11 protein-coding genes and 1 tRNA gene are annotated in these 10447 nt (G+C 58.6%); all 12 read left to right on the top strand.

All coding sequences use genetic code 11. The features are described from left to right. Nucleotides 1–9: 9 nt before the first annotated feature. The gene (gene ruvA, locus HU730_RS18215; protein WP_003193868.1) at nucleotides 10–621 is read left to right on the top strand and encodes a Holliday junction branch migration protein RuvA; all 612 of its coding nucleotides are present in this window, start codon (nucleotides 10–12) and stop codon (nucleotides 619–621) included. Further along, on the top strand, nucleotides 622–1680 hold the full coding sequence (ruvB, locus tag HU730_RS18220) for a Holliday junction branch migration DNA helicase RuvB (protein WP_003193867.1): 1059 nt from the start codon (nucleotides 622–624) through the stop codon (nucleotides 1678–1680). A 238-nt stretch (nucleotides 1681–1918) separates the two neighbouring features. Next, on the top strand, nucleotides 1919–2374 hold the full coding sequence (ybgC, locus tag HU730_RS18225) for a tol-pal system-associated acyl-CoA thioesterase (RefSeq protein WP_014719714.1): 456 nt from the start codon (nucleotides 1919–1921) through the stop codon (nucleotides 2372–2374). A gap of 1 nt (nucleotide 2375) precedes the next feature. Beyond that, on the top strand, nucleotides 2376–3071 hold the full coding sequence (gene tolQ / locus HU730_RS18230; protein WP_003193865.1) for a protein TolQ: 696 nt from the start codon (nucleotides 2376–2378) through the stop codon (nucleotides 3069–3071). A 23-nt stretch (nucleotides 3072–3094) separates the two neighbouring features. Beyond that, a complete protein-coding gene (tolR, locus tag HU730_RS18235) occupies nucleotides 3095–3547 on the top strand; it encodes a protein TolR (RefSeq protein ID WP_161793227.1) in 453 nt (150 codons plus the stop codon). Beyond that, the gene (gene tolA, locus HU730_RS18240) at nucleotides 3547–4620 is read left to right on the top strand and encodes a cell envelope integrity protein TolA (RefSeq protein ID WP_003193863.1); all 1074 of its coding nucleotides are present in this window, start codon (nucleotides 3547–3549) and stop codon (nucleotides 4618–4620) included. Before tolR ends, tolA begins: the two co-directional genes overlap by 1 nt. A 17-nt stretch (nucleotides 4621–4637) precedes the next feature. Then, nucleotides 4638–5918, top strand: a complete 1281-nt coding sequence (gene tolB / locus HU730_RS18245; protein WP_032874245.1) for a Tol-Pal system beta propeller repeat protein TolB — start codon at nucleotides 4638–4640, stop codon at nucleotides 5916–5918. Between the two features lie 55 nt (nucleotides 5919–5973). Then, nucleotides 5974–6474: a peptidoglycan-associated lipoprotein Pal gene (pal, locus tag HU730_RS18250; protein WP_003193861.1), complete on the top strand. Its 501-nt coding sequence runs from the start codon at nucleotides 5974–5976 to the stop codon at nucleotides 6472–6474. Between the two features lie 6 nt (nucleotides 6475–6480). Next, nucleotides 6481–7311, top strand: a complete 831-nt coding sequence (ybgF, locus tag HU730_RS18255; RefSeq protein WP_034128581.1) for a tol-pal system protein YbgF — start codon at nucleotides 6481–6483, stop codon at nucleotides 7309–7311. 164 nt (nucleotides 7312–7475) lie between these two features. Further along, nucleotides 7476–8123 carry a 7-carboxy-7-deazaguanine synthase QueE gene (queE, locus tag HU730_RS18260; protein WP_186527684.1) on the top strand — a complete coding sequence of 216 codons (648 nt, stop codon included), beginning with the start codon at nucleotides 7476–7478 and terminating at the stop codon, nucleotides 8121–8123. 123 nt (nucleotides 8124–8246) lie between these two features. Continuing rightward, nucleotides 8247–8322, top strand: a tRNA-Lys gene (locus HU730_RS18265). Nucleotides 8323–8722: 400 nt separating this feature from the next. Beyond that, complete coding sequence (locus tag HU730_RS18270; protein ID WP_034128579.1) at nucleotides 8723–10435, top strand: ShlB/FhaC/HecB family hemolysin secretion/activation protein; 1713 nt, start codon at nucleotides 8723–8725, stop codon at nucleotides 10433–10435. Nucleotides 10436–10447 lie beyond the last annotated feature (12 nt).

Consider the following 10447-nt stretch of genomic DNA (forward strand, 5'->3'; position numbering starts at 1 on the left):
ATCTGAACCGTGATTGGACGCTTGCGCGGCACCCTGGCTGAGAAACAGCCGCCGCACCTGATTCTGGATGTGAATGGGTTGGGTTATGAGCTGGAAGTGCCCATGACCACCCTGTATCGCCTGCCGTCGGTCGGCGAGCCGATAACCTTGCACACTCATTTAGTGGTGCGCGAAGACGCGCAACTACTCTATGGTTTCATCGGCAAGCGTGACCGCGATTTCTTCCGCGAGCTGATTCGTCTCAATGGCGTGGGGCCCAAATTGGCCCTGGCCTTGATGTCGAGCCTGGAAGTGGATGAATTGGTCCGGGCTGTATCGGCCCAGGATACCTCGGCCCTGACCAAGGTGCCGGGGGTGGGCAAGAAGACCGCCGAGCGCTTGTTGGTCGAGCTCAAGGACCGCTTCAAAGCCTGGGAGGTGGTGCCGAGCATGTTCGCCCTGGTACCGAACCAGCCGGATATGCCGGCGGCCCAGGTCGCCAGCGCGGAAAGCGATGCCGTCAATGCGCTGATCTCCCTGGGCTACAAGCCTCAGGAAGCCAGCAAGGCCGTATCGGCCATCAAGGACAAGAACCTGAGCGCTGAAGACATGATTCGCCGTGCCCTGAAGGGAATGATTTAAGTGATTGAAGCCGATCGTCTGATCGCGGCCACCGGCCCGCGTGACCGTGAAGAAGTCCAGGACCGGGCCATCCGCCCGTTGAGCCTGGCCGAATACATCGGCCAGCCCACCGTGCGCGAGCAGATGGAGCTGTTTATCCAGGCCGCTCGCGGGCGCAGTGAGTCCCTGGACCACACCCTGATCTTCGGCCCGCCGGGTTTGGGCAAGACCACTCTGGCCAATATCATCGCCCAGGAAATGGGCGTGTCGATCAAGTCCACCTCCGGCCCGGTGCTTGAGCGTCCTGGCGACTTGGCCGCGTTGCTGACCAATCTTGAACCCCATGACGTGCTGTTTATCGACGAAATCCATCGCTTGTCGCCGATTGTCGAAGAAGTGCTGTACCCAGCCATGGAAGACTTCCAGCTCGACATCATGATCGGCGAAGGTCCTGCGGCCCGTTCGATCAAGCTCGACCTGCCGCCCTTTACCCTGGTGGGCGCGACCACCCGCGCGGGCATGTTGACCAACCCGCTGCGAGACCGTTTCGGCATTGTTCAACGTCTAGAGTTCTATAGCACCGCCGATCTGGCGACCATTGTCAGCCGGTCGGCGAGTATCCTCGGCTTGCCCCTGGACCCGGAAGGCGCCTTTGAAATCGCTCGACGCGCTCGCGGTACGCCACGAATTGCCAACCGTTTGCTGCGCCGCGTGCGAGACTTTGCCGAGGTGCGTGCCAAGGGCCACATCACCAAGGCCGTGGCGGACCTGGCCTTGAACCTGCTGGATGTGGACGAGCATGGCTTTGATCATCAGGATCGACGTCTGCTCTTGACCATGATCGAGAAATTCGACGGTGGCCCGGTCGGCGTGGACAGCCTGGCCGCAGCCATCAGTGAGGAGCGCCATACCATTGAGGATGTGCTGGAACCGTACCTGATCCAGCAGGGCTATATCATGCGTACCCCGCGGGGCAGGGTGGTGACGCGTCATGCTTACCTGCACTTTGGGCTAAACATTCCGTCACGATTGGGAGAGATGCCCGTGGTAGACGAATTCCTCGATGCAGTAGACGATTAAAAAATTGCAGGAGCGAGCTTGCTCGCGAAAAACGCCAACGATAACGCGGTGTGTCTGGTTATACGCGGCGTGCTCAGGTTCTTCGCGAGCAAGCTCGCTCCTACAGGGTATTTGTCATGTGGGGTGATTTATCCGAGCTTTGTGCTGTCCCAGTGTCTGGCGTCGTCATTTGAAAGCGTTCAGGAATGAAAAAACAGTTGCCCAGCCAATTGGCAACCTGAGGAGTAAGCACTAGAGTATGCGCGCGCAAAACGGGGATCAGTCGTTCGCACATCGCTGTCGCGTTTATTACGAGGACACCGATGCCGGCGGCATCGTTTATTACGTCAATTACCTGAAATTCATGGAACGGGCTCGAACCGAGCGGCTGCGGGAGTTGGGTTTTGCCCAGTCCGAGCTGGTAGGCGAGGACCTGTTATTCGTCGTGCATTCCAGCGAGGCGCGGTATTACGCGCCGGCGCGACTGGACGATGAGTTGCTGGTCAGTGCTGAAGTCATCGAATTGAACCGTGCCAGCCTGCGTTTCAAGCAGCAGGTCAGGCGGGCCACGGATGCAACGCTGCTCTGTGAGGGGCAGTTCCTGGTGGCGTGTGTGCGCACCAACAGCTTGAAACCTCGGGCCATTCCCGAAACTCTACGCGCGGCCTTTGCCGCCGTGAGCGGCGCGGGTCAACAATCAAAGCAGGAGATTTAGCGTGGAACCTACCGTCGTCGACCATTCCTCCATGTGGAGCCTGGTCAGCAATGCCAGTGTCGTGGTTCAACTGGTCATGCTGACCCTGGTAGCCGCATCGGTTACCTCTTGGGTCATGATTTTTCAGCGCAGCAACATGTTGCGCGCCGGTCGACGTGCCCTGGAGAGCTTTGAAGAGCGCTTCTGGTCGGGTATCGACCTGTCCAAACTGTACCGCCAGGCCGGCAGCAACCCGGATCCGGATTCGGGCGTCGAGCAGATCTTCCGTGCTGGCTTCAAGGAGTTCTCGCGCCTGCGCCAGCAGCCAGGTGTCGATCCTGAAGCGGTGATGGAAGGTGTGGCCCGTGCCATGCGCGTGGCCATCTCCCGCGAAGAAGAGAAACTTGAGCAGGGCCTGCCGTTCCTCGCCACCGTCGGTTCCGTCAGCCCGTATATCGGCCTGTTCGGTACCGTATGGGGCATCATGAACTCCTTCCGCGGCCTGGCCCAGGCGCAGCAAGCCACGCTGGCCACCGTGGCCCCGGGTATTGCCGAAGCCCTGATCGCCACCGCGATCGGCCTGTTCGCCGCTATCCCCGCAGTAATCGCCTATAACCGTTTTGCCGCAACCAGCGAAACCTTGATCGGCCGTTACTACACCTTCGCCGATGAATTCCAGGCGATCCTGCACCGTAAAGTGCACACCAGCGAAGAATAAGCAGGTAATTCCCAATGGCTTTAATCGCTCGAGCTCGCAAAAAGCGCAAGCCGGTCGCCGAGATGAACGTAGTGCCTTACATCGACGTGATGCTGGTGCTGCTGGTGATCTTCATGGTGACCGCGCCGATGCTCAACCAGGGCGTGAAGGTTGATCTGCCCAAGGTTTCCAGTGAAGCCTTGCCGCAGGACAACAACACTCAGGTCCTGACCATTTCGATCAAGGCTGACAAGACCTATTACTGGAACCTTGGCAGCGAAGTCGATACGCAAAAGCAGCAGGACAAGGCCCTGACCTTGCCTGCAATGACCGATGCGGTGACCAAGATCATTCGCTCCGGCAACGAAGGCGGCAAGCACACCCAGGTGTTTATCCGGGGTGACAAATCGGTCGACTACGGCTCCGTCATGGGCGCCATGGGCGGGCTGCAGAAGGCCGGCGTCGGTAACGTTGGCTTGATTACCGAGGCGCCCTGATGCAGCAACAGCGAGAGCCGTCCGCCTCGGAAAGCTACTTCTGGCCTGGCGTGTGGGCAATTGCCCTGCACGTCCTCGTGTTCGGCATGCTGTTCGTCAGCTTTGCCATGACCCCGGACCTGCCGCCAGCCAAGCCGATCGTGCAGGCGACCCTGTATCAGCTGAAATCGAAAAGTCAGGCCACCACCCAGACCAATCAGAAGATTGCGGGTGAGGCCCAGAAGTCGGCCGCGCGCCAGACTGAAGTCGAGCAGATGGAACAGAAGAAGGTCGAGCAGGAAGCGGTGAAGGCTGCTGCGGAACAAAAGAAAGAAGAGGCGGCTCAAAAGGCCGAGGAATCGAAAAAGGCTGACGAAGCCAAGAAGGCCGACGAGGCTAAAAAGGCTGATGAAGCCAAGAAAGCCGAGAAAGCTGCCGAAGCGAAAAAGGCCGAAGAGAAACAATTGGCTGATATAGCCAAGAAGAAATCGGAAGAAGAAGCCAAGAAGGCTGCCGAAGAAGAGGCCAAGAAAAAGGCCGCTGAAGAAGCCAAGAAAAAGATAGTCGAAGACGCGAAAAAGAAAGCCGCCGAAGACGCCAAGAAAAAAGCTGAAGCAGACGAGGCGAAGAAGAAAGTCGCCGACGAAGCGAAGAAGAAAGCTGCCGCCGACGCCTCCAAGAAAAAGGCCCAGGAAGCAGCACGCAAATCCGCCGAAGAGAAAAAGGCCCAGGCCCTGGCAGATTTGCTTTCCGACACGCCGCAGCGTCAGCAAGCCTTGGCCGATGAGCGTGGCGATGAAGTCGCGGGCAGTTTCGACGACCTGATTCGGGCGCGGGCAGCGGAAGGTTGGACACGTCCACCTTCGGCACGTAAAGGCATGACAGTAGTGCTGCAGATCGGCATGTTGCCGGACGGTACGGTGACTTCGGTCAGCGTGGCCAAGTCCAGTGGTGACGGTTCGTTCGACAGTTCGGCGGTTGCCGCGGTCAAGAATATTGGCCGGTTGACCGAGATGCAGGGAATGAAACCAAGTGACTTCGCTCCCTATCGTTCATTCAAGATGACATTCACACCTGAGGATCTAGCCTTGTGAGAAACCTTCTTCGAGGAATGCTTGTCGTTATTTGCTGTATGGCAGGGATAGCGGCGGCGGATGAAAAGAACATCCTGGTAACCAGCGGCAGTGATCGGGCCACCCCGATTGCAGTCGTGCCGTTCGGTTGGCAGGGCGGCAGCGTGCTGCCGGACGACATGGCCCAGATCGTCAGCGACGACCTGCGTAACTCCGGTTACTACGCGCCGATTCCAAAAGGCAACATGATCAGCCAGCCAACCCAGGCCAGCGAAGTCATCTTCCGTGACTGGAAGGCGGTGGGTGCCCAGTACCTGATGGTCGGCAGCATCACGCCGGCCGGCGGTCGCCTGCAGATCCAGTACACGTTGTTCAACGTGGCCACCGAGCAGCAGGTCTTGACCGGCAGCGTATCGGGTACCGCCGAACAACTGCGCGACATGGCTCACTACATCTCGGACCAGTCGTTTGAAAAACTCACCGGTATCAAGGGGGCGTTCTCGACGCGCCTGCTGTATGTGACGGCTGAGCGTTTCTCTGTAGACAATACCCGCTACACCCTGCAGCGTTCGGACTACGACGGTGCTCGTGCAGTGACCTTGCTGCAGTCCCGTGAGCCAATCCTGTCGCCGCGCTTCGCGCCGGACGGCAAGCGTATTGCCTACGTATCGTTCGAACAGCGTCGCCCGCGTATCTTTGTGCAGCACATCGATACTGGCCGTCGTGAGCAGATCACCAACTTCGAAGGCCTCAACGGTGCGCCAGCCTGGTCGCCGGACGGTTCGCGCCTGGCTTTCGTGCTGTCCAAGGACGGCAACCCGGATATCTACGTGATGAACATGGCCTCGCGTCAACTCTCGCGTGTGACCAGCGGCCCGGGCATCAACACCGAACCGTTCTGGGGCAAGGATGGCTCGACCATCTACTTCACCTCTGACCGTGGCGGCAAGCCTCAGGTCTACAAGGCAAATGTGAACGGCGGCGGTGCGGAACGTGTGACCTTTATTGGTAACTACAACGCCAACCCCAAGCTTTCGGCCGATGAAAAGACGTTGGTGATGATTCACCGTCAGGATGGTTTCACTAATTTCCGGGTTGCGGCCCAGGATTTGCAGCGCGGAACCGTAAAAATCCTTACAGATACCAACCTTGATGAGTCAGCCACTGTTGCGCCCAACGGCACCATGGTAATCTACGCCACCCGCCAGCAGGGCCGGGGAGTCTTGATGCTCGTGTCCATCAATGGACGCGTAAGGCTCCCACTTCCTACCGCACAAGGCGAAGTCAGAGAACCATCCTGGTCCCCTTACCTGAACTGACGCGGCGCTACAAAAAGAAGTACTTAACACACTGGGGTTCATTAGGAGTTTCACGATGGAAATGCTGAAGTTTGGTAAGTTTGCTGCTCTGGCTCTGGCTCTGTCCGTAGCCGTTGGTTGCTCCTCTAAAGGCGGCGACAATGCCGGTGAAGGCGCAGCTGTTGATCCAAACGCTGGTTACGGCGCCAACACTGGTGCGGTCGACGGCTCCCTGAGCGAAGAAGCTGCTCTGCGCGCTATCACCACTTTCTACTTCGAATACGACAGTTCGGACCTGAAGCCAGAAGCCATGCGCGCTCTGGACGTTCACGCCAAGGACCTGAAAGCTAACGGCGCTCGCGTTGTTCTGGAAGGTAACACTGACGCCCGTGGTACTCGTGAGTACAACATGGCACTGGGCGAGCGTCGTGCGAAAGCCGTTCAGCGCTACCTGGTACTGCAAGGTGTTGCTCCAGGCCAGCTGGAACTGGTTTCCTACGGTAAAGAGCGTCCAGTTGCAACTGGCAACGACGAACAGTCGTGGGCTCAGAACCGTCGCGTCGAACTGCGTAAGTAATTCGTCATGCGAACGTGCCGTCGTGCTCTAACTGTATTGGCTCTCAGCTTCGCACCGCTTGCGGTGTGGGCTGCGGTTCCTGTAACGGATAGCAACTCAGGCTATAACAATAGCGGGAGCAGTTATCCGCCAGCGGGTTATGGCACGAACGGCGCCTATGCGGGGGGAGCGGCTACGTCCGCTCCCTCGGCACAGGGCGAACTGTTCAACCAGCTGCAACGCATGCAGGATCAATTGGCCCAGCAACAAGGCGCCATTGAAGTTCTGCAGAACCAAGTGAACCAGCTGAAGCAAGAAGGCCTGGAGCGTTACCAGGATCTTGACCGTCGTATTGGAGCCGGTGTTGCACCTGCCGCTACTCCTGATAATTCTTCTACCGGTGGCGCACCCAGTGCCGCTGCCGGTGGCGCAGCAGCGGGGGCCGCCGCTGCAGCTCCTGCCGCCAGCAGCGAGCCGGGCGATCCGGCGAAGGAAAAACTGTATTACGATGCAGCCTTCGACCTGATCAAGGCCAAGGATTTCGATAAGGCCAGTCAGGCTTTTACCGCTTTCCTGCGCAAATACCCCAACAGCCAGTACGCGGGCAACGCCCAGTACTGGTTGGGTGAGGTCAACCTGGCAAAGGGTGATCTGCAGGCGGCGGGCCAGGCTTTTGCCAAGGTCAGCCAGCTGTACCCCAAGCACGCCAAGGTTCCGGATTCGCTGTACAAACTCGCTGACGTAGAACGCCGCCTGGGTCACACCGACAAGGTCAAAGGTATTCTGCAGCAGGTGGTTGCCCAGTATCCGGGTACCTCCGCGGCGCAGTTGGCCCAGCGGGACCTGCAACGCTTGTAAGCAATGCCGCCCGTTCAGAAGAAACCCGCGCTTGTCGCGGGTTTTTTCGTTAGAATCCACGCCCTTTTATGAAACACGCTTCCTGGGGTTGACGCGTTGGCGCAATCCCTTGAAGTGCCTGACGGAGGCGGACAGCCTGTTTAGCTGTTACGCCCGTGGCGACTATGCAAGACACATTACGTATTACCGAAGTCTTTTACTCGTTGCAGGGTGAAACGCGCACTGCTGGCCTGCCCACCGTATTTGTACGGCTCACCGGCTGCCCGTTGCGTTGCCAATACTGTGACAGCGCCTACGCCTTCAGCGGCGGCACTGTGCGCACCCTCGACAACATCCTGGAGCAGGTTGCCGGTTACCGGCCGCGCTACGTCTGCGTGACGGGCGGTGAGCCTCTGGCGCAACCCAACGCCATTCCGTTGCTCAAACAGCTGTGTGATGCCGGTTACGAGGTCTCCCTGGAAACCAGTGGCGCCCTGGACATCTCCGCGGTCGACCCGCGCGTCAGCCGAGTGGTTGACCTCAAGACCCCGGACTCCAAGGAAGCCCACCGCAATCGCTACGAGAACATGGACTTGCTGACGGCCAACGATCAGGTCAAGTTCGTCATCTGTTCCCGTGACGATTATGACTGGGCCACCTCCAAGCTGATCCAGTATGGCCTGGAGCGTCGAGCGGGCGAGGTGCTGTTCTCGCCAAGCCATCACGACCTGAATGCCCGTGACTTGGCGGATTGGGTAGTGGCGGACAACCTGCCGGTACGCCTGCAATTGCAGCTGCATAAGTACCTGTGGAACGACGAGCCGGGGCGCTGATCCGGCTGCTGCGATAGGCGTTCTACCCACCGAATTACCGTTCAAATGCGTTTTTTCTGATTTATTTAAAATAAGGTGTTGAATAATCCTTAGAAATCAGTATTATACGCGCCACCACACAGCGGGTCGTTAGCTCAGTTGGTAGAGCAGTTGGCTTTTAACCAATTGGTCGTAGGTTCGAATCCCACACGACCCACCATTTTTGGCGGTTTAGAAAATCCGGAAGGCCCACGCAAGTGAGGATTTCCGGGTTTTTTTTTGCCTGTGATTTGGCAGGCCCGAGTCGACGCTGAGTCGTCTCTTGCTCAGATTCCGTCGCCGTCCAAAAAGCATTCCTTAAATTCAAATACTCATACGCGGACCGGCGCTGACCGATAGTCCGGTCGTTCGTATACGCCTTCAATGTGTATCAAACCTGATACCGCTGGTCGGAAACCAAATCGGAACTTCAAACGAAACTCTCTCCTTTTTGGTTATTTTTTCTTCTGTGTCAGCTGCTTACGAATTTTTTAAGACATTGCCTAAAGTGCAGTCGGTTTATTGGCGTGAGGGGCGGTCGATGTTAGTTTGCCACCCTTCGTAAATTCGATGGATCGAACATGAATTCCCAACCGCCACGGACTCGGTATTCACTGAGCATTGCCCTGCTTGTCTGCCTCGCCTCCCCCAGCGTGATGGCGGCAACCCTTCCGGGTGATCAGGACCTGATCCGCGACCGGCAAAACCGCCTGTTGGAAGATCAGCAACGCCGCCTTGAACAACTCAAGGAACTGCCCGGCAAAGAGGCCAGGCCCGAAGCGCCAGCGGCCCCGGTGGACAGCCGTTGCTTCCCGATCCAAACCATTGAACTCCAGGGGGCCGACCACCTGCCTGCCCCTGAACGCGAGCGTCTGCTCAAACCGTACACCGGTCAATGCCTGGGCGTCTCACAACTCAACGCCCTGCTCAAAGACCTCACCGACTTCTACATCGACAAAGGCCTGATGACGAGTCGCGCCTACTTGCCGCAACAGGACATGTCCAAGGGGCATCTGCAAGTGCTGGTGGTGGAGGGCAAACTCGAAGGCTTGAAGGGCGCCGACAACAGCAAGTTGACGGACCGCGAGCTGGCCATGGCCTTTCCCGGCAAAAGCGGCGAGATATTGAACCTGCGAGAAATCGAGCAGGCCGTCGACCAACTCAATCGCTTGCCGTCCAATCAAGCCCAGATGGAGCTGACCCCGGGCGAGGCCGTGGGCGGCAGCTCGGTATTGGTCAAAAACAACCCGCAAAAGCCATGGCGCGCCAGCCTTTCACGTAACAACGACGGCCAGAAAAGCACCGGCGAACAGCAGTGGGGCACCGGCTTTGAATGGGACAGCCCGCTGGGCCTGGCCGATCAGCTGATTCTGCGCGGCGGCCATGACGCGGTCAGCGACCATCAGAAAACTTCTAAGAACGCGATGCTCTACTACAACGTGCCTTGGGGCTGGTGGAACTTCAGCTACAGCTACAACCAGAGCGATTACCGTTCGGTCGTCCAGGGCGACGGTTTCGACTTCAAGCAAACCGGTGACAGTGAAAACCATCAGTTACGCGCTGAGCGGGTGATCCACCGTGATGCCGTGAGCAAGACGTCGCTCAACGTCGGCCTGTCCCACCTGCGCACCAACAACTACATCGATAGCAGCCGCCTCAAAGAGAGCAGCAACCGCCTCAGTGAACTGCAGTTGGGCATCAACCATGGTCGTCGTATCGGCAGTGCGTTCGTCAACGTCGATGTGGGCATGCAAAACGGCACCGGCGCCTTCGACGCCCAAGGCAATCACAACCCCCTGCCTGGCGTGCCGGATGCGCGCTACCGCAAATACACCGCCACCGTCAGCTACCTGCAACCCTTCACGCTGTGGGGCGAGTCGTTCAGTTTCACCAGCCTGGCCACCGGCCAACGCAGCGAAGACGTGCTGTTCAGCCCCCAGCGCATGAGCCTCGGTGGCTCGGCGTCGGTACGCGGCTACAAGGATCAGCAACTGACCGGCGACAGCGGCGGTTACTGGCGCAATGACCTGCGCTGGAGCCGCCCGGTGACCCTCGGTTGGCTGCGCCCGGTGTTCGGCGAGTACGGTGCCAGCGTGGGCTACGACCAGGGCGTGATCCGCAATGGTCGCTACAACGGCGAGGTGCACGGCCGCGTCTCAAGCAACTCCCTTGAGCTGTTCGCCCGCGGCCAACACGTGAGCACCAGCGTGACCTTTGCCCACTCGCTGGAACGACCGGCCGCGCTGCTTGAGCGCGAAGCACCGATCTACTTCCGCATGGATTTCTTCCTGTAATTCAACGCCCAG

Origin of the sequence: Pseudomonas sp. SWRI22 (assembly GCF_014268395.2) — a bacterium.
Taxonomy (GTDB): domain Bacteria; phylum Pseudomonadota; class Gammaproteobacteria; order Pseudomonadales; family Pseudomonadaceae; genus Aquipseudomonas; species Aquipseudomonas paracarnis.

Bases quoted from the DNA above. Each gene is read 5' to 3' on its own strand.
- ybgC (WP_014719714.1), top strand. From the start codon at position 1,919: ATGCGCGCGCAAAACGGGGATCAGTCGTTCGCACATCGCTGTCGCGTT.
- tolA (WP_003193863.1), top strand. From the start codon at position 3,547: ATGCAGCAACAGCGAGAGCCGTCCGCCTCGGAAAGCTACTTCTGGCCT.
- tolB (WP_032874245.1), top strand. From the start codon at position 4,638: ATGCTTGTCGTTATTTGCTGTATGGCAGGGATAGCGGCGGCGGATGAA.
- pal (WP_003193861.1), top strand. From the start codon at position 5,974: ATGGAAATGCTGAAGTTTGGTAAGTTTGCTGCTCTGGCTCTGGCTCTG.
- ybgF (WP_034128581.1), top strand. From the start codon at position 6,481: ATGCGAACGTGCCGTCGTGCTCTAACTGTATTGGCTCTCAGCTTCGCA.
- queE (WP_186527684.1), top strand. From the start codon at position 7,476: ATGCAAGACACATTACGTATTACCGAAGTCTTTTACTCGTTGCAGGGT.
- HU730_RS18270 (WP_034128579.1), top strand. From the start codon at position 8,723: ATGAATTCCCAACCGCCACGGACTCGGTATTCACTGAGCATTGCCCTG.